Origin of the sequence: Bradyrhizobium sp. LTSP857 (assembly GCF_000938285.1) — a bacterium.
GTDB lineage: Bacteria > Pseudomonadota > Alphaproteobacteria > Rhizobiales > Xanthobacteraceae > Bradyrhizobium.
The window spans coordinates 142,124-160,377 of the sequence record NZ_JYMS01000025.1 but is presented as its reverse complement, the minus strand read 5'-3'; the positions used below and the strand labels follow the sequence as shown (position 1 = coordinate 160,377).

Sequence of the window (18,254 nt, the reverse complement as noted above, 5' to 3'; positions counted from 1 at the left end):
GTAAGCATCCGGCGAAGACCGCGCGCGGGTCATTTTCGGCTCAGGCGGCTTGATCAACGTTCCGGATGGCAGAGCGCCAATTCCATGGCAGCAGTTCGTCGAGCCTTTGGACGGGATGCTCGGCGATGCGCGCCAGAACGTCGGCGAGCCAGGCTTGCGGATCGACGTCGTTCATCTTGGCGGTGACGATCAGGCTGTACATCACCGCCGCCCGCTCGCCGCCGCGATCCGAGCCGCAGAACAACCACGACTTCCGACCTAAAGCGATGCCGCGCACGCCACGCTCCGCCGCATTGTTGGACAGGCAGATGCGGCCGTCATCGAGGAAGCGGGTAAATGCGCTCCAGCGCTTGAGCATGTAGTCCATGGCCTTGGCGACATCGTTGCTGCGCGAGAGCTTGGCGCGTTGTGTGCGCATCCAGGCTTCCAGATCGGCCACGAGCGGCGCGCTGAGTTCCCGGCGAACTGCCTGGCGCCTTTCGGCGCTCTGACCGTTGATGGTCCGCTCGATCTCGAACAGGGCGTCGATCCGGCGGACTGTTTCCAGCGCCAGCGGCGAGATCACTGCCGGCCTCTTGCCCTGAGCCTTGCGACGCGCATTCTCGGCCAGATCAGCCATCACGAAGAACGGCCGCCGGGCATGGACCCAGCACGCGGCTTCCAGGATCGGACCTGCGTTGCGGCCCGGTTCGTAAAGCCTGCCATAGCCGCCATAGGCATCGGCCTGGAAGATTCCGCTGTAGTTGGCCAAGTGAGCCTGGGGATGCTCGCCGGCCCGATCGCGCGAGTAATAGAACACCGCGCCCGGCGGGGCCTGCCCTCCAAAAGGCTTGTCGTCGCGCACATAGACCCAGATCCGGCCGGTGTCGGTCTTGCCTTTGGCCAGGACCGGAACCGTGGTGTCGTCCCCGTGCAATCGCTCGGCGCTCAGTACGTAGGCCTCGAGGCGCTTGAACAAAGGTGCCAGCGCCGCGGTGCAGCCGCCGACCTGGTCGGCCAGGGTCGACAGACTGATCGGCACGCCCTCCTTGGCATAGCGCTCCGCTTGCCGGTTCAGCGGCTGATGTTGACCAAACTTCTCGAACAGCACCATCGCCAGCAGGCTTGGCCCCGCCCAGCCGCGGGCAAGCACATGGAACGGCGCCGGAGCCTGGCTGATCTTCTCGCAATCACGGCAAGTAAACTTCTCGCGGACGTGCTGGATCACTTTCCAGGATTTCGGGATCACCTCCAGCGTCTCGGTGATGTCCTCGCCGAGCTTGGACAGCCGCGCGCCGCCACAGCAGGCGCACGCCACAGGTCCCGGCACGATCACCCGCTCGCGAGGTAGATGCTCCGGGAACGGCTGGCGTGACGGCCGCTTGCGCGTGAACGACGCCACCTTCGTGGTTTTGGCCGCGGCCATTTCGGCGGCGAGTTCGTCCTCCGTCGCCGAACTCTCCAGCTCCTCCAGCGTCAGTTCAAGCTGATCCAATAGCCGCGCGGTACGCTCCGAGCGCGGACCATGGCGGTCGCGGTTGAGTTTCTCGATCTGCAGCTTCAGATGGGCGATCAACGCCTGGTCGTCGGACTGCCGGGCACGGGCGGCCGCAGCCTCCGCCCGAGCAACGATCAATGCCGCTTGCAGCGTTTCGATGTCGTCTGGCAGCGATTCAAGGCCGTCACCCATGGCCCCGATGGAATCACAAAAGAGGCGATTTGAGGCGTCTTTTCTTCCGCACCTCAGAACTTTTTTGAGCCTATCCTGCGCTCTGTGGCCGCCACGTGTGCTGCGGATTGCGCCAGTCGATCGCCTCCAGCAGATAACTCATCTGCGCCGCGCTCAGCCCCACCACACCGCCCACCGTCGCCGGCCAGACAAAACGGCCACGGTCCAACCGCTTCGCGTAGAGCGACAATCCAATTCCATCGTGCCACAAGGCCTTGATCAGCGAACCGCCGCGTCCGCGGAACACGAAGACATCTCCGGCGAACGGATCGCGACCAAGGCTTTCCTGCACCAATAATGACAAACCCTGCATGCCCTTGCGCATGTCAGTGTAGCCGGTCGCAATCCAGATGCGTGCGCTCGAAGAGACTGGGATCATCGACGCTCCAGAACCTGCAGCACCCGCGCCAGGGCGGCCGCATCGACGCCCGCATCGACAATCACCCGACGATCCCGGCCAACGACGATCACCATCTGCCCGCTCGTCGCTGTGGCAGCAACCGCCGGCTCGACCTCAGCGGCAAGGACGACCCGCGCAAAGCCGGATTGCTCGCTTTGAGGGCTGATCGGCTCGGGACCGAACGAGCGCCGCCATGTCATCAGCAACGAACGTGATATGCCATGGCGTCTTGCTGTCGACGATATCGCGCGCGGCGCTTGAAAGCTTTCGGTCACGATCCGCAGCTTTTCGTCATCCGACCAGCGTCGCCGGCGACCAGTCTCGACCACCTCAAGCCGTTCAAGCTGAGTACTGCGCTTATGGCTGTCCATAAGGACTGTTACGCACCAATTGGACTAATCCAACAAGGCGGCCCTCGCCGGAGGGAGACGTTGGTCTGGCATCATTGATGTGACCTCCGCAGAGTCAGACGGATCGAGCGGCGAATAGTTCAAAACTATTTTAGAGTGGCACGGGCGCTGACCACGTGATCGCGCGGATCGGCATCATGCGGCGCTGAACCGACGCTACGTCCCTGCGCTCAATCCTAAGGGCAAAGTAAAGAGGCCGCCAACTGAGGCGGCCTGCTGATCGAGCGGGGTTCAGGTTGGGGTGCGGAGGCCGGGGGAGCTCAGCCATTGCTGAATGTGCAGGGCGTTCTCACTCAGCTGCGCTGCCTTTAACAAAGCTTCCCGTTTGGGCCCGGAGGCGTTGCCTCTGCGCGGCTCCGAGCGACCGTGGCGATTTGGGTAAGGCGTTCTGTCAACGATGTGGTGAGCTTGGGCATAAACGGCTCCGCGTTCTGGCGGGAGCACAGGGCTCCTAGTCACCGATAGCTGCCGAGGGCGGGGCGGTGAGGCTGCCCGATAACGTATCCGGATCCCCCTTCAGCCACATGACGTCTGGCGGCCGACGCCCGGCTTTTGCAAAGATGCCGAATTTCGTTAGATTTCGGCAATGCGCGGGCAACCGGGATTCGATTCTTGGCGGTCCCCTCGGTATCTGGAATCACCCTTTGTTCCCACTTCACTAGCGATCATTAGCGCTCATTTGGCGGCCGTGTCACCCATGGAAAGGGCCGGTTCGGCTTTTTTTGAGTGTCACGGGCCTTTATCCAAACCACAAACGATCGGGTCGGCAATCTGTATTCGCCTCGCGCCCTCGGGTTTGCGCGTCAACGGCCGTCATCATACTTTCTGCGTGCTCTAGCGCTATCTTAAGCGCCTGCTCGCCTCGCGCATCCTTGCTGCGGCCAGCAAAGCGTTGAAGATCGGGTAGATCAGCTCTTTCTGCGACGATGACGCCATGATGCCGCCGAGCGAACTCCTTCCTCACATCGCCCGTAGGAGAATTCTCGATAACAAAAAGGCGATGGTCGCGACTCGCTCGAATCGCTGCTAGCGCCGCCTTTTCGTCGTCAATAATATTTCTGGAGTAGCATATCGACGACACGTGCTCCTTCGGACCTGAGCTGAAATCAATTTGCTGATTTTTGCGCAGAGCTTCACGGATCTCTGCAAGCCAATCCCCAAGCTTGCGGCATCCTAAGCGCTCCCACCGTTGGGGAACCGTTAGTGGGGCTAGAGGCGGGAAGGCCCGTTCGACGTCGCTCCAGGATACTAAACTTCCGTCGAAGTCAAAAATTGCCTGCATATCATCGCCAAACACGCGTACCGGGACGGCGCTATTGAGCCGGCAAACCAAATCATGCTGCACGAGATCACAGTCTTGATATTCGTCGACAAGCACCGGTCGTGTTCGCAAAGACGTTCCCCGTCGTTTTGCAATGTAGCTTGCAACGCAAGGGGTGGCCGGCCTGCCGTTGATATCAATCGCGAATATCGAGAATATGAGCTGTGGCCCATTTTGATCTCCGCCTTCGTCTGATTGACTGCAGATCAATCCGTCAGCAGATCATAGTCCCGGCGCAAAACAGTTTGGACGTGAACCGCCGCGCGCGCGGCGGTATTGGCATCTGCCGCACCTGCTGCGAGCACACAGAGCGACCAGTTATGTTCAGCGTGCTTTGCAACGCGATTAATCGCTATTTGCTGGACGTTATGACAGCCCGGCTGCTTTCTCACTTCTGACAACGCTCGACGCTGCAAGTCCTGGATTGAAATGGGAATCTTGGGCATTGGGCTGGCTCGGCGATGGTTGGGGGGCCGCGCCCTATATCCAACAGAACAAGCGCAATTCGGGTTCCTCTTGCGAGAGGCACGAACCTTCGATCGCAAGCCCGGCACCCGATATCCTGCCACAACGTGACACTCGCGATGTCGGCTCATCGGTAAGTGGACCTCGCAACAGAGCGCGCCCAAGTCCGGAAATGGCCCGTTTGAGACCATGAGGCCGGTGACGAGTACGTCTGGTCATCGGGGTTGACCGGAAGTTTTGGCCAAAGGCTTGTGGCGACGCTTTTGACCCAAGGCAGACAACATCTCACTTGTGATGAAGAATGTTTTACTGGCTGGTATGCTGCCATTGTCTGTGACGGGGATTGACGCCACAAGCGGTGGAAAATAGTCACCAGTCCTTGAATGTAGGCTCAGTACAGCCACCGCAGACCCAGGGAAACGTCCAATCGGCTGTGCGTCCGGCGCTCTCGGGAAGATACCGGCTCCACACGGACGCCTTGATCGGGCTAACTGACTGCCAAACCACCTCGAAGGCGCCCGTCGCCTGAAGCTTACCAACCATCGCCGGCTTGGAGAGGTGATGATTGGTGTTCATTACTACCTCAAAACCGCTGGGCGCTCTTATCCGTTGACCGTACATGGCTTGCCGGACCGCGTTGACGTCAACCGTGCCGGCTTGGCTAACCGCCTGGGCCCACATCCTGAAGCCGATGTAGGTTGCCTCCATCTGGTCGTTGGTGGTTGTGTCCCGTTGTTCGTTGAAATCCGCCCACATTTTGATGAACACGTCGTTTTCCGGCGACTTGACGGACTGAAAGTAATTCCGCGCTGCCAGGTGCCCGGCAAGACTGCTGGGATCGAGGCGGCGCAACTCTCGTTCGCTAACGGTGAGGGTCATAAATGGCATTCTGCTCGCATCGATCTGTTGCTTGACCAGTTCGGCGTACAATTGAACATTTGATTCACCGACAACGGTTGAGATCACCGCCGTCTTCTTTCCTCCCGAAGCAAAGGCTTTCACGCTTTCAATAATCTCGCGCCAGTCGGATTGGTCGGGCGATGCGTAGATCGCCGTAATATCCTCTGAACTCACACCCTCGGTCGCAAGATAGGCGCTCATAATCTGGTTGGTTTTGCGCGGATAGAGATAATCGGTTCCGAGCAGGACCCATCGTCGAACGTTGCCCCCCTCCTTGCTCATCAGGTATCGGATCGCCGGTATCGCCTGCTGGCTTGGCGCGGCGCCCAAGTAGAAAACATTGCGAGAACTTTCTTCGCCTTCGGATTGAACGGGATAGTAGAGCAAGCCGTTCATTTGCTCGAAGATGGGAATTGCCGCTTTTCGGGACAGGGATGTCCAGCCGCCAAATACCACCGCGACCTTGTCCTGGGTCAGCAATACACCGGCCTTTTCGGCAAAGGTGTCCCAATCGGACGCCGGGTCAGCAACGATCGGCTCGAGTTGCTTTCCAAGCAGTCCTCCCTTCTTGTTCTGGTCCGCAATCAGCATCTGGAGCGTGTCTTTGAGAACGGACTCGCTAATCGCCAAATTGCCAGACAGTGAGTGCAGGATACCGACCTTGATCGTGTCTTCGGCGTGAACGATTGAAGCGGCGAGGCTTAGCCAGAGCGTCAGCAGAGTCGACAGAATGCCGCGAGAGATCGGCGACTTACTCACGTCGATACCCCGACGAGTTCGAAAATACGAGTTTCGCGCGTCATGCCCTTGGCAACGACGGCATCAAGAGCCTTAAACTTGAAGAGATTCTCGGTCCGCCGGTACACATCCTCGCTGACCAGAATCGTTGTCCGGGTATCCTTGTTCAGACCTTCGAGGCGGGCTGCAAGATTGACGGTATTACCGAGTGCCGTGTAGTTCATGCGCTCGGTTGATCCGACATTGCCGACCACCGCTTCGCCGACATGGATGCCGAATCTTGTGATGAACGGCTTCAGTCCATCGGCCGCGAACTCGACGTTGAGACGCTCACCGGCGGCCTTGGCCGCCAGCACTCCCCGGCAAGCGCGGGCGACGTGATCTGCCTGCGGGTTCGGCGCGTTCCAGAAAACCATCACGGCGTCGCCGATGAATTTGTCGACCGTGCCCCCTTCAGCGAGGAACGCTGCCGTCAATGCCGAAAAATACCGCGATGTCTGGCGCATTAGCATGTCGGGGTCCGCAGCCTCTGAGATGGTGGTGAAACCCTGCACATCGGTGAACACCACCGTTATGTCTTGCTTGATCCCGCCCAGCCTGGTCGAGATGGAATTGTCAATTAACCCGCGAACAATCTCCTTGGGGACGAAGTGTGCGAACGACCAAATTGCCCGCTGCGCGAGGTTCATTGTGTTACCTAGCGCATGGATCTCTTTGATGTAGGACGTTACCGGCACTAGTTCGGGTTCAGACAGGGTCTGCAATTCGCGCGCCTGCGTCGTAACGCGCTGAATGGACCGCGACATCTGGCTACCGAACATCCAGGCGATCGGAAGGAACATTGTGCCAACCAGGATCGCGAGGATGAGTCCATTGAACTGGAGCCGGCGAACGTTCTGAACGAAATCGTCTTGGGCCGCCAGCAGCAAGATGCTGCCATTGTAACGATCGCCGAGCGCAAACTTCGTCACCCTGAAAAGGAAACCTTTCCCGGCTCTGTCCTCGATGTTTCCTTCGTAGCTGTCCTTGTTGTACGAACCGCGGATCACCGAGGCCATGATTCCCGTATTGATCTCATCGATGCTGGGTAATGATGATCGACCCGGGTGCGTCATTGCGACCGTAATCAGGTCTGAAAATTCTGGATGGGCAATGATTGATCCTGCTTGATCGAAGATCATGACCCTACCGTGCTCGCCGGGCCTCTGGGCCTGGACAAACTCACTGAACGTATCGAGTTTCAGGTCAGCGGCAAGGACGCCCGGCACTTTGCCACGCAGCGGCGCGCTAACGGTGATGACCGGCGCGTCGATGCTGAACGAGAGGTATGGCTCCGAAACGTATGGACCGTCGGCCTGCGTCGTCGCCCAGTACCAGGAACGTTTGCGGGCGTCGTAGCCGTATTTCCATAGATCGATCTCTCCGATCTCATTGCCTTGCTTGTCCTGAAAAATTCGCCGTAGCGGCAAAGCGCCCTCAGCCGTAGGGCGTATGAGACTGATCGCGATCTCCGCATTCGCAGGTGCTCGCAGCCGCTCGCGCTGCTCCTCGGTAAGGTCGTTGATGCGCCGCACCTGAAGCCAGGCGCCATTCTCAAAGCCAGCATAAATGCTATCCATCTGCGGCAATTGCTGCAGTGCGGCTTTGAACAAAGGGATCGCACGACCGGTCTCGCTTCTCTCATTCGAGTCTGCGATGCTCGAACTGGTCGCCAGTACGCGGACCAGCGACGAAATCGCGGAAAGTTCGCCTTGAAGCCGCCCAAGCACCTTGGTGCTGGTTGCATCCATGTAGGCGGATGCGGCTTCCCGCGTTGCAAGGCGTAAGGAGCGCACTTGAATGGCGATCAGCAGCGAGGTCAACGCCACGACAAACGCCATTACTGCAAATGTGATGGAGGTTCGGAATGTGAGCATCGCGTCTATCGGTCCTCATTCGGCCGATTGGTCCGATGTTACTGCTGCCGACGGAGGGCAGTCGAAGGTGCGAACACGCCACCCTGGTAACGCAGAGAGCGAGACCGCTGCGAACAGCATGTAATCAGACTCTGCACCGCACAGGCAATTAGCTCTTTGTGGCCCGGGCAGACCTTCGTCGAGGTTGTCTGCTAGTAATGGTGGACCACCTTTCTACGGTCCCTCAACTCGCGACACTTACTTTGATTTAGATCAAGTGTCGCAGACACTTACCCCTCCACCGTGGGCGAATGAAATCACCCGATAAAGGTACAGTCCAGACCAAGTCGCCCCGCTCTGCGGAGATTCTGCAAGTCGTCGAGGAGTATGCCAACGATTTGAGAGAGATCATCAAGACGTTGCGCGGACGCCTCCATTGATGTCCCTGTTTGGGATGATCCGACCGCGGACCGGTAGATCGTCCTCGCCCTACCGCGGTCATGGTTCTCCACAAGCCACTGCTTGCCAAGTTCAGGCATTATGCCAGAATACAGGCGCCTAGCTCTGCTTTCAGTCTGCCCGCTTCGGAGGACTAGTACGTGAGCGACCTGCATTCGGCAGCCCCCCATCACCTGCCAGGCTTCATCACCGCTCCAGGCGACACCGATGCCCTCATGTTGGTTGTCGGCGTTATTTTGCTCGGCGCCGTTCTTTTGGTCGGTAATTTCTATTTGCACTTGCACACAATGCCGGAGCGGATGGCCCACAAGTCACAGAAGTTTCAGTTTGAAATCGTGGCGGTGCTCGGACTTCTCGCGCTGTTCACGCACAATCACCTGTTCTGGGTGATCGGCTTGTTCCTCGCCATGATCGACTTGCCGGACTTCAGCACGCCTCTGCGGAAGATCGCCGGGGCAGTCGAAAGAATGGCCGGTGTTGCGCCGGAGCCGGACGCTACCGAAGCGCCGGATATTACTGCGCCTCACGCGGCTACAGTGCCAGACGTGGCGAAGACAAGCGCTGCCGTGGACGAGATCAAGAACAGGATCGAACGCGATCTGAAGCGGGGGACGCCGGGTAATGCTTGAACTCCTCCTCTGCGCCACCTTCACCATCCTTCCGGACTATCTGTATCGCCGCTATCGGCAGGGAAAGCGCATAGGGCGTGAAATCACGCTCTATTCAGTCTGGTTCGAACTCCGGTTTGGCATCGTCGCCTGCCTGATGCTGACGGTATCGCTGATCACAATGATCTTCTATTTTCATCCGTCGACCTCGTCGGCGACGTTGTTCTATCGGACCGTCCCCATCATGACCGAGGTCAACGGCCGAGTTGCCGAGGTTCACGTCGACGTCAGTGCGGACGTCAAGCAAGGTGACGTGATCTTCAGGCTCGACAGCGCCAAGCAGGACGCCGCACTCCTGACGGCCAAACGCAAGATCGCTGAAGTTGAGGCCGCCATGCTGGCTGCGCAAGCTGATGTCATGAAAGCGGAAGGCCAGCTTCAGGAGGCAAGGGGTTCGCTGCAGCAGGCGCAGGACGAACTCGATACTAAAACCGAATTGCAGAAGCGCAATCCCGGTATCGTTCCCCAGCGCGACATCGAAAAGCTCGGTGTGGCCGTTGCGGGGCGCCAGGGCGCTCTCGACGCCGCGACCGCTTCCAAACAATCCGCGGCAACGCGGCTGGACGCTCTGTTACCGGCGGAGAAGGCAAGCGCTGAGGCGGCTTTGGCCGAGGCGCAGGTCGACCTGGATAAAACGTTTATTCGCGCAGGCGTCGACGGACGGGTCGAGCAGTTCGGATTGAGGCCGGGTGATATCGTCACTCCGAATATGCGAACGGCCGGCGTCCTGATTCCGGAAGGCGCCGGACGGCGGGCTCTAATGGCAGGATTTGGACAGATCGAGGCTCAGGTCATGAAGGTCGGAATGGTGGCCGAAGCGACCTGCATCTCCAAGCCGTGGACGATCATTCCGATGGTGGTAACCAACGTGCAGGACTACATCGCGGCGGGCCAATTCAGGGGTGGCGAACAACTGATCGAGGCGCAGCAGGTCGCACGTCCGGGCACGATTCTCGTTTTCATGGAGCCGCTCTACAAGGGCGGGCTGGAAGGCGTGACGCCTGGCAGCAGTTGTGTCGCTAATGCCTACACTAGCAATCACGACCTTATTGAGGCCAAAGAGACCGGCACCCTCAAGCGCATTGCGTTGCACGCCGTCGACGCTACCGGCATCGTGCACGCCATGCTGCTGCGCATCCAGGCGCTCGTCATGCCGGTCCAGACGTTGGTGCTGAGCGGACATTGAGGCGTGGCAACCAAATCGGCCGCATCGCCTAAACGAACAATCTATCTGTGCCTGATCTTGCTGCAATTCGTCGGGGTCATAGCTTTCGTCTGGGAAGAGTTGCCTGACTTCAGATCAATATTGCTTCTCCCCGGGGAGCAGCTTCCGAAAGACTCCTTGTCTGATCTTTTGATGGTCGGCGTATTTCTGATCATGCAGACCGGTTTCTGGATTCGGATGCGCTACGTAGAGATTCCAATTAGAACTGCAAATATCTTCTTAAATCATGTGTTCCTGTTTCTTGGGCGGCTCAGCTTCATCTTTGGGAGTGCTCTTTTCTCTGTTGTTGTCTTCAGGCATCTCCCGGAATTAAAACCCGAAACCGATATAGTCCTTTTACTCAAACGTGCAGTCTTATTCGTGGCGTGCTTGTTCGCTCTTTTTTGTACAAGCTTGGAAATAGAGCGGCTAGGACAAGCCTTTGACCGACATAACCGGTAGCCCATAATCACGATTCGACCATGTCCGCTCGTGGCCCTTAGCTGACGAGGCTCGACAAGCGACCAACGCCTGCCTTTGGACCTAAAGCGGACATCGTCACCACCCGCAGGGCGTTAACGGGCGATGAATTTGCAGAGTTTCGTTGAGCGGAATGGCGGATTTCTGTGACGAGCATGTGCTCGGATCAGAAGTAAGCGCTGTTCAGCGGCCACCTACCGGATGATGGGGTGATCTGCGAGTCTGCGGTTCGATTTGGACCGTTAGGCTTAGAATGGACACAGTGCATACTGCTATCACGGAGCCGGTACGGCGGCTTGAGGTCTTCACCGGCGCCGGCCGTCGGCGGAAGTGGAGCGACGAGGACAAGGCGCGGATCGTCGCGGAGATTGTGGCGAGCGGCGACTCGGTCTGTTCGGTAGCCCGACGGCATGGATTGTCACCGCAGCAGTTGTTTGGCTGGCGACGTCAGTTGCGAGAGGCAGCAGGCGGTCATTCCGAAATAGAAGAAGTGCAGTTTGTGCCGGCGGTGGTGGATGCCCTCGCCGGCGGCATCGAGGTCTTCTGTCTGCTGAACTTCTTCACATGGATCTTCGTCGGGATGGAGAGCTGCGTGGTGCCACCCTATCTGGCGGAGCTGTGGCCCTCGCGGCTTCGCGGCCGCTTCAACGGCTGGATGATGGCTTTCTTCGCGGTCGGCATCGCCCTGTCTCCCGTTTGGGCGCTCCTGTTCATCCCGACAGTCGGCTGGCGCTGGACGCTTGCGCTCACCTTCCCGTTTGCACTCCTGATTGGCCTGATGCGTACCTTCCTTCCGGAGAGCCCGCGGTGGCTCATGAGTCAGGGCCGCACCGAGGAAGCTGAACAGATTGTCGCGTCAATCGAAGCAAGGGTGGCCCGGTCAAATGGTGGGAGTCTTCCACCTATCGTTCCGATCGCGGCGCCCATCGCCCGCCCGGTCAGCAGGCGCGAGATTATCGCCCCCGCCATCCTGCCGGTCACCATCATGCTTTGGCTCGTGTGGTTCACCGAGTACGGAGTTCTCTACACCTTCCAATCCGTGCTTCCGACGTTGCTCGCCATGGACGGCTTTTCCATCGTGCGATCGACCGAGTTCACTGTCGTGATCTTTTCGGGCTTCATCCCCGGCTACATTGGTGCGGGCTACTTCCTCGATCTCGTCGGTCGAAAATATTGGCTGATGATCTGCTTCGCCGGGATCGGGATCTCCAGCACGCTGTTTGGCCTCGCGAACACGCCCATCGAGATTATGGCCTGTGCATGGTTCACCGCTTTCTTCCTCGGCAATGGTTCGACCTGCATCTACACCTACACGCCTGAACTCTATCCGACCGAGATTCGAACGACGGCGATGGGAATGGCCTCGGCCTGGGGACGCGTTGGCGGCATCCTCCTGCTGCTGGCATTCGGCACGGGACGCCGAGAACAGCGAATAGAGGCCAAGGCTCCAAGTCATGACGGCCTTGCGCCCGAACCGGTCGGCGACGAAACCAACAAGAACGGATCCGACCAGATAGCCGCTGAGTCCGATCGCCGATGTTACGCCGAGAGCGAGCGGGCCGAGGTTCCACTCGGTCCGAAAAGCTGCGAAGGCAAAGCCGGTGACGGCCGTGTCCAGCGTATCGAAGAACAGTGAAAGCCCAGCAATGATAAGGACTTGAATGTGGAAGCGTGAGGGAGGTAGCCGGTCGATTCGGGCAACGAGCCCTTGGGCAGTGATGCTCATGGACGAGATCCTTTGCTTGCGCGAAAACGCCCCGGCAGTCGCCCTCGCATTGCGCGGCACCCGTGATAGGATGGTCGTGCATGCACAGTTTATGCACGATGAATAAAGCAAGGCAAGATATTTCATGATGGCCAGCAGACCACCTCCGCCGCCGGGTAAAGGGAAGGGCGTCGAGTTCGCCTACACGTCGCTCCGGCGTGAGATCGTTTCGCTCACCTTGCGACCCGGCACTCCGCTTGATGAGGCTGCCTTGGCCGCAAGGTTGGGGCTCTCGCGAACACCCGTGCACGAAGCGCTCGTCAGGCTTGCCTCGGAAGCACTGGTGGTGCTGCTGCCGAACCGCGGCGCAAGCGTCGCAAGTCTCAATTGGGACGACGTCCGGGAGATGCTCGAGGCGCTCGATATCGCGCAGCGAGTCGTCAACAGATGGGCGGCGCTACGTCGAACCGATGCGCAGCTTGCCGAGATGGATGCGGAGCGGATTGCTTTCGAACGTCTGGAAGCGGCGGGTCGAGCGGATGATATGAACGAGAGCAATTGGCGGTTTCACGCGCTCATTGCCACCGCCTGCGGCAACAAGCTCATCGAACGCAACTATCTTCATTTGCTCACGCTCGGGCTGCGGATTTCCTATCTGGCCTACAATGTGGAGCATTTTGCATCGAAAGCCGCCTATCAGAAGCACATGAATACGATCCTGACAGAACATATCGCCATGGTCGCTGCCATCAGGGACCGGGACGCCGACAAGGCGGATGCCTTGGGACGTTCACACGCCGATCTCGGCCGGCAGCGCATTCAGGATGTCCTCACGAGAGGTGTGAGCAGCGCGCTCGATATCGCACTCGATCATCCGATCACGATGTTGAAGCAATGATGGTGCGCCTGCCGGATGGCACCCCTTCGGTCACGACGTCTACCTCAAATACCCCCCACCATCATCCGCGCCGTGACGTAAGCAAGGAACTCAAGGTCGACGGCGGTCACGGTCAGGACTGTCGATGCACCGAAGGAGCCACCTGTTTTAACTACGGCTCTCTCGGTCGTGTCGTGATCCAGGAATCCGGCTTTTGCAGGCCAAGTGGCGTGTAGAAGTAGCTGACCATCAGCGCTGGAACGCCACGACTTGCGATCTCAATGAGCTTGGCCCCTTCGGGGCTTTCAATGAGATCCATCGTGTTGTGCGCGAGCCCCTTGTTTGTGACGTGCAATACGGCCACTAGTGCCTTTTCGGCTTCAGCCCGATCCCCGTCATACCGGCTCAGTGCAACTTCTGGCTCGACTTTTTTCAAAGGGCCGGCGGCATTCTGAAAGTGCTCGACTCCAACGTCAGTCTTGCGCCGATCCTTGATCTGGCCGAGCGACCCCTTGCTGTCGCACAGCCCTAAGAACTCCAGCAGTGCGCGGCAATGCACCAATCCAACCTCAATCATTGGATTGGTGATCGCATCTAGACTGCCTTCGACTGTCAATTTGCTGTCGACGTAGACGGCGATTGATGGCGCTTCACGCCAGCTCGATCTCAAATCAAAGGCCCATCGAAGCATGGCGACCGACTGCATCCGATGATTCAGTAGGTACTTGATCTTCTGCTCATCGAACATCCAGCGTTGCCCCAAACTCCAACGAATTGAGCTGAATCTTGGTTGCCACACAAAGCAGAAACCTCAAAGAGTTCAATGCGGCGCAGGCATAGCGGTGCTGGAGAAGTTTCGCTCTGCAAGTCTGTTACTTTCGGAAATTCCTTATAATTTACAAAACGCAGAGTGGCAACAAATGCCCGCAACTAGAGAGCGATTTCAAGGAGGTGTTGAGGCGTGGTTAGACGTTCGAAGGCACGGCACCTACCTCAAATACCCCACCACCATCCTTGTCGTCTCATCCACCAGCGTCCTCACCATCTTGTCCGACAGCATCTCCGCCTGGTTCAGCACCGTGTTGTGCGCGATCGCCTCGATCGCGCTGACGCATATGAAGGTCGCGATATCGATGTCGATCTTGCGCATCTCCTTGCGGCGGCTTTCGAGATAGGCGCGCACGAGGGTGTGGACTTCGCGGTTGAAGGCTTCGACGTCGGCGAGCTGTCCCGTGCGCGGGATCTGCTCGGCGAGCACGCGGTGCAGCTTTGGGTCGATGCGGTGGGCCTCGATCGCGACGGTGACCAGGCGGCGTACGGCTTTGTCGATCGGCATGTCGGCGACTTCGGAGAGTGCTGCGCGGACGATGCCCATGATCTCGTCGTTGTGACGGTCGATCACGGCGGCGACGAGGGCCTCCTTGCTGGGAAAATACTGGTAGAGCGAGCCGACGCTGACGCCGGCGATTTCGGCGATGCGGTTGGTGCTGGTTTTCTCAAAGCCTTCGCGGACCAGAATGCGAGCAGTCGCCTCGACCAGCGCGTCGACGGTGGCGCGTGAGCGTGCCTGCGAGGCATTTTTTCGAGGATTTGTCGGCGGCTTGCGCGCCATGGGCCTGCGATCCGGAATGCGAGTGGAAAAAGCGAGCGAATGCTCGCATTATATTCGCATGTGGCGGCCTTTCGGCAAGCCTCTTTGTCGCCATATGGATGCCGAGCCAGACGGGGAACTGACCATGAGCGTCGCAAGAATCGTGTCGGCCTTACAGTTTTGTCCGGACTTCTGCGCAGCGCGGAGTCGCGATCCCGCGCCGAGCCTGCAAAGCCGCGCCTTCAATCTGCTGCTGCGGCAGCTTCCGTATAAGCAACAGCTCGCATCAGCCGAGGCCGTGCAGGCGCATGTACAGAAGCTCGCCTTGCAGCCGGCCTCGTTTGAGCCGCCGAATCTCGGCCGCGGCGTCGAGGTGACGCTGACGAAGATGGGCGGATGGCCGGTCTATTACACCGCGCCGGCTTCGGGCCATGAGGGCTGCAATTACGTCATGTTCCTGCATGGCGGCGGCTACATCAACGAAATCGTGCCGGCGCATTGGCGCTTCGTCGGCCAGATGACGCGCAAGGGGCGCGTCGTGTGCGTCGTGCCGATCTATCCGCTTGCGCCGCGCACCACCGCGAAAGACCTCGTGCCGGCGACGGCCGAGCTGTTGCGGATGCTGCTTGAGGATGCAGGGCCCGCAAAGGTCACGGTGGTCGGCAATTCGGCCGGCGCCGGGTTGGCACTGGCCGCATGCCAATGGCTGCGCGATCGCGGGCATCGGCAGCCGAGCCGGCTGGTGCTGATCTCGCCGGCGGCCGACGCGTCGATCAGCCGCCCGGAGCAGGTGGCGATCGCGGCGCGCGATCCGATCCAGGACATTCCGGGGATCATCGAGGCGGGGCGGCTCTATGCCGGCGAGCTCGATGTCGGCCATCCCTTCGTCAGCCCGTTGAATGGCGGCTTCCGTTCGCTCGCGCCGATGCTCATCTTCTCCGGCACGCGCGATCTGCTCTATCCCGACAGCGTCGATCTCGCCGCGAGGGCGAGGGACGCGGGCGTCCCGGTCGAGCTGCATCTGTTGCGCAACCAGCCGCATAATTATGCATTGATGCCGACGCCGGAGGGGCGACAGGCACGTGCGATCATCCTGCGCGCCGTTGCCGGGGGATGATGTGATCGCTGGATTCGACTTCCGGTAGAGAAAAAACAAAAACCGTGGCGATTAAGTTACAGCCGGGCCATTCCGCCCAAGACTACTATGGTGGTGTGACCACGACCCCTAGATTCGCGGGCTTCTTCCCGGCCACGGATCGGACATCGCCAGACCGGGAATGCAAGACTTTGAACGTGACGGCTTTGAACGGGGCGGCTTGGAATGAAACGGGTTGGTTTGGCCGGCGTGATGCTGCTGGCAACGGCAATCGGGGCTAACGCCGCCGATCTTCCCGTCAAGGCGTTTTACAAGGCGCCGCCTTTGCCTTCCTGGAGCTGGGGCGGATTCTACGCCGGCGTCAATGCCGGGTACAGTTTTGGCAACGACACGTTCGACGAGAATTTTGTCGGTGCTACGCCGCTCCCCGGCATCGGCCATGTTCTGCCCCGCGGCGGCGTGGTGGGCGGTCAGCTCGGCTACAATTGGCAGCTCGGCCATGTGGTGCTGGGCGTGGAAGGCGACGGACAGTGGACCGGTCAGCGAGATACGGGCTGCGGCGGCCTCGAATGTATCCTCGCCGCCAACGGCGAGATCGGCGCCTTTTCCTTGCGCCATGAGCTCAACTGGTTCGCGACCGCGCGCGGCCGCGTGGGTTTCGCCAACGAGGGCTACCTGATCTACATCACCGGCGGCCCGGCCTGGGCCGGCGTGCGCGAGACGGCGATGGGCCAGATCGACGACGCGAAGGGCGAAGTCGCCGTTAACAATGTGCTGAGCGGCTGGGCGCTGGGCGGCGGCATCGAGGCGCGGCTGTGGGGCAATTGGAGCGGCAAGGTCGAGTATTTGCACCTCGACTTCAACGGCAAGAGCACGACGAGCCACATCGTCGGAGGCCCGGTCAACGGCGTCAGCTTCGATGTCATGAATTTAGCCAGCACCCACGTCACCGACGACATCGCCCGTGTCGGTCTGAACTACAGATTCTGGAACACACCGGCGGTCGCTCCGGCGCCGGTCGATCCATCGGCCGTGGCATGGCGCTGGACCGGCGTCTATCTCGGCGTCAACGGCGGCTATGGCACCGGCAACACGACGTTCCGGCAATACAACTTTATTGATCCCGCGGTGCTCCCGCCGGGACCCGGCATCAGCAATAATGACTCCTCGTTCGTTCCCCAGAAGCTCGGACCGAAGGGCGGCTTGATCGGCGGCCAGGGCGGTTTCAACTGGCAGGTCGAGCATATCGTTGTCGGCGTCGAGGGCGACGCGCAATGGACCAACCAGGACAGCGTCGGCTGCGGCCAAGCCTGCGTCTCCGGTGACAGCGAGGCCCAACAGCTGAACTGGTTTGCAACGGCGCGTGCGCGCCTCGGCTGGGCCGCCGACGGCTATCTGCTGTATGTCACCGGTGGTGGCGCCTGGGGCGAGATCGAACAAACCAGCACGATGGTGTCGAGCGCGGCCTTCACGATGCATTCGAAGCAAACGCGCAGCGGTTGGTCCGCTGGCGGCGGCATCGAAGCCCGGCTGTTCGGCAACTGGACCGGCAAGGCCGAGTATCTCCATCTCGATCTCGGCAGCATGACCAACTCGCTCGCAGTCACCGACATCTTGTACACCTCGTTCTCGGTCAAGTCCTCATTCAGGGACGATATCTTCCGCGCGGGCCTGAACTACAAGCTGGATGTGAACTAGGCCGACACATCGTCGGCGCCGGAAAAGGCGACGGGCGCGTGCGATCATTCCGCGCGCGGTGGCTTAAGGGGAGGGCGTGATCGATGTCACAAAGCGCGCCACCTCATGGGGTCTGGCGCTGCGTGAGCCCGCGCGGAGAGACAAGGCGGCCTCCGGGGCGTTTCCTCGGGTAGCAGTAGTTTTGCGGGGCCTTTAGGCGTGGCCCTTGATCTCGTAGTGACCCGGCACGCATTTGTAGCGGTCGAGGCGCCAGTTGGCATGATAGATCGGATGCTCGCCCATCCATTTCGCAAGAGGGGCCTGTGCGCCGACCGCGCACGCCATCATCGACATCTCGGGCGTCATGTTGCTGTCGGTCACGATTTCCTCGACACAGCTGCCTGAGGCAGCGGTGCCAAGCCGACAGAGCACGGCAACGACGGTAATGAACATTCCAATCACCTCATCGGTAGTTTCTGACCACGAAGAGGATGCAAGCGGAGTGCCAGAGCCTGTGACGAAAACAACACGCTGGCCTGGCCGACTCGACCCAGCGTCCACCCCCATTTGACGATTCGGATTGTAAAAAAAATCCCCTTAAACCGAAGCCGGGCAAATACGGGGAACCGGCACAGATGGCCGCAGGAATGACCGATTGTG

The 18,254-nt window shown here is 59.7% G+C and carries 17 protein-coding genes; 7 read left to right on the top strand and 10 right to left on the bottom strand.

Features of this window, described 5'->3' with window-relative positions; all coding sequences use genetic code 11:
* Positions 1-40 precede the first annotated feature (40 nt).
* The 7 genes from tnpC to UP06_RS14140 form a co-directional block, all read right to left on the bottom strand.
* The gene (gene tnpC, locus UP06_RS14165) at positions 41-1,669 is read right to left on the bottom strand and encodes an IS66 family transposase (RefSeq protein WP_044999807.1); all 1,629 of its coding nucleotides are present in this window, start codon (positions 1,667-1,669) and stop codon (positions 41-43) included.
* A 70-nt stretch (positions 1,670-1,739) separates the two neighbouring features.
* Positions 1,740-2,087 (bottom strand): IS66 family insertion sequence element accessory protein TnpB, encoded by a 348-nt coding sequence (gene tnpB, locus UP06_RS14160; RefSeq protein WP_044999806.1) that lies wholly within the window; start codon positions 2,085-2,087, stop codon positions 1,740-1,742.
* On the bottom strand, positions 2,084-2,479 hold the full coding sequence (gene tnpA / locus UP06_RS14155) for an IS66-like element accessory protein TnpA (RefSeq protein ID WP_044999804.1): 396 nt from the start codon (positions 2,477-2,479) through the stop codon (positions 2,084-2,086). The genes tnpB and tnpA overlap by 4 nt, the downstream gene beginning before the upstream one ends.
* Before the next feature lie 778 nt (positions 2,480-3,257).
* Positions 3,258-3,896 carry a UvrD-helicase domain-containing protein gene (locus tag UP06_RS14150; protein ID WP_045003195.1) on the bottom strand — a complete coding sequence of 213 codons (639 nt, stop codon included), beginning with the start codon at positions 3,894-3,896 and terminating at the stop codon, positions 3,258-3,260.
* Positions 3,897-4,045: 149 nt separating this feature from the next.
* The gene (locus tag UP06_RS40770; RefSeq protein WP_156162965.1) at positions 4,046-4,285 is read right to left on the bottom strand and encodes a hypothetical protein; all 240 of its coding nucleotides are present in this window, start codon (positions 4,283-4,285) and stop codon (positions 4,046-4,048) included.
* Positions 4,286-4,673: 388 nt separating this feature from the next.
* Positions 4,674-5,963 (bottom strand): ABC transporter substrate-binding protein, encoded by a 1,290-nt coding sequence (locus tag UP06_RS14145; RefSeq protein ID WP_245305475.1) that lies wholly within the window; start codon positions 5,961-5,963, stop codon positions 4,674-4,676.
* Positions 5,960-7,858, bottom strand: a complete 1,899-nt coding sequence (locus UP06_RS14140; protein ID WP_045003193.1) for an adenylate/guanylate cyclase domain-containing protein — start codon at positions 7,856-7,858, stop codon at positions 5,960-5,962. Before UP06_RS14140 ends, UP06_RS14145 begins: the two co-directional genes overlap by 4 nt.
* Positions 7,859-8,436: 578 nt before the next feature.
* Between UP06_RS14140 and UP06_RS14135 the strand changes: the two genes are divergently transcribed.
* The 5 genes from UP06_RS14135 (at position 8,437) to UP06_RS14110 (ending at position 13,251) form a co-directional block, all read left to right on the top strand.
* Positions 8,437-8,925: a hypothetical protein gene (locus UP06_RS14135; protein WP_045003190.1), complete on the top strand. Its 489-nt coding sequence runs from the start codon at positions 8,437-8,439 to the stop codon at positions 8,923-8,925.
* The gene (locus tag UP06_RS14130) at positions 8,918-10,150 is read left to right on the top strand and encodes an HlyD family secretion protein (protein WP_045003188.1); all 1,233 of its coding nucleotides are present in this window, start codon (positions 8,918-8,920) and stop codon (positions 10,148-10,150) included. The genes UP06_RS14135 and UP06_RS14130 overlap by 8 nt, the downstream gene beginning before the upstream one ends.
* Before the next feature lie 3 nt (positions 10,151-10,153).
* Entirely contained in the window at positions 10,154-10,630 is a 477-nt protein-coding gene (locus tag UP06_RS14125) for a hypothetical protein (protein WP_045003186.1), read from the top strand.
* A 271-nt stretch (positions 10,631-10,901) separates the two neighbouring features.
* Positions 10,902-12,284, top strand: coding sequence for an MFS transporter (locus UP06_RS42055; protein ID WP_156162964.1), 1,383 nt, complete (start codon positions 10,902-10,904; stop codon positions 12,282-12,284).
* A 214-nt stretch (positions 12,285-12,498) separates the two neighbouring features.
* A complete protein-coding gene (locus UP06_RS14110; protein ID WP_045003185.1) occupies positions 12,499-13,251 on the top strand; it encodes a GntR family transcriptional regulator in 753 nt (250 codons plus the stop codon).
* 151 nt (positions 13,252-13,402) lie between these two features.
* Here the strand turns inward: UP06_RS14110 and UP06_RS14105 are convergent, their stop codons facing one another.
* Entirely contained in the window at positions 13,403-13,978 is a 576-nt protein-coding gene (locus tag UP06_RS14105; protein ID WP_045003184.1) for a hypothetical protein, read from the bottom strand.
* Between the two features lie 240 nt (positions 13,979-14,218).
* Positions 14,219-14,842, bottom strand: coding sequence for a TetR/AcrR family transcriptional regulator (locus UP06_RS14100; RefSeq protein ID WP_045003182.1), 624 nt, complete (start codon positions 14,840-14,842; stop codon positions 14,219-14,221).
* Between the two features lie 124 nt (positions 14,843-14,966).
* On the opposite strand from UP06_RS14100, the gene UP06_RS14095 reads away from it, so the two are divergent.
* Together UP06_RS14095 and UP06_RS14090 are read left to right on the top strand one after the other, a co-directional pair.
* Positions 14,967-15,938 (top strand): alpha/beta fold hydrolase, encoded by a 972-nt coding sequence (locus UP06_RS14095; protein WP_050031633.1) that lies wholly within the window; start codon positions 14,967-14,969, stop codon positions 15,936-15,938.
* A gap of 204 nt (positions 15,939-16,142) precedes the next feature.
* On the top strand, positions 16,143-17,615 hold the full coding sequence (locus tag UP06_RS14090) for an outer membrane protein (protein ID WP_082081390.1): 1,473 nt from the start codon (positions 16,143-16,145) through the stop codon (positions 17,613-17,615).
* Between the two features lie 192 nt (positions 17,616-17,807).
* Here the strand turns inward: UP06_RS14090 and UP06_RS14085 are convergent, their stop codons facing one another.
* Positions 17,808-18,047: a hypothetical protein gene (locus UP06_RS14085; RefSeq protein ID WP_045003179.1), complete on the bottom strand. Its 240-nt coding sequence runs from the start codon at positions 18,045-18,047 to the stop codon at positions 17,808-17,810.
* Positions 18,048-18,254 lie beyond the last annotated feature (207 nt).

Excerpts from the sequence above, each read along its gene's own strand:
- tnpC (WP_044999807.1), bottom strand. The coding sequence starts at position 1,669 with ATGGGTGACGGCCTTGAATCGCTGCCAGACGACATCGAAACGCTGCAA.
- UP06_RS14085 (WP_045003179.1), bottom strand. The coding sequence starts at position 18,047 with ATGTTCATTACCGTCGTTGCCGTGCTCTGTCGGCTTGGCACCGCTGCC.
- UP06_RS14100 (WP_045003182.1), bottom strand. The coding sequence starts at position 14,842 with ATGGCGCGCAAGCCGCCGACAAATCCTCGAAAAAATGCCTCGCAGGCA.
- UP06_RS14095 (WP_050031633.1), top strand. The coding sequence starts at position 14,967 with ATGAGCGTCGCAAGAATCGTGTCGGCCTTACAGTTTTGTCCGGACTTC.
- UP06_RS42055 (WP_156162964.1), top strand. The coding sequence starts at position 10,902 with ATGGACACAGTGCATACTGCTATCACGGAGCCGGTACGGCGGCTTGAG.
- UP06_RS14130 (WP_045003188.1), top strand. The coding sequence starts at position 8,918 with ATGCTTGAACTCCTCCTCTGCGCCACCTTCACCATCCTTCCGGACTAT.
- UP06_RS40770 (WP_156162965.1), bottom strand. The coding sequence starts at position 4,285 with ATGCCCAAGATTCCCATTTCAATCCAGGACTTGCAGCGTCGAGCGTTG.
- UP06_RS14140 (WP_045003193.1), bottom strand. The coding sequence starts at position 7,858 with ATGCTCACATTCCGAACCTCCATCACATTTGCAGTAATGGCGTTTGTC.
- tnpB (WP_044999806.1), bottom strand. The coding sequence starts at position 2,087 with ATGATCCCAGTCTCTTCGAGCGCACGCATCTGGATTGCGACCGGCTAC.
- tnpA (WP_044999804.1), bottom strand. The coding sequence starts at position 2,479 with ATGGACAGCCATAAGCGCAGTACTCAGCTTGAACGGCTTGAGGTGGTC.
- UP06_RS14110 (WP_045003185.1), top strand. The coding sequence starts at position 12,499 with ATGATGGCCAGCAGACCACCTCCGCCGCCGGGTAAAGGGAAGGGCGTC.
- UP06_RS14090 (WP_082081390.1), top strand. The coding sequence starts at position 16,143 with ATGAAACGGGTTGGTTTGGCCGGCGTGATGCTGCTGGCAACGGCAATC.
- UP06_RS14105 (WP_045003184.1), bottom strand. The coding sequence starts at position 13,978 with ATGTTCGATGAGCAGAAGATCAAGTACCTACTGAATCATCGGATGCAG.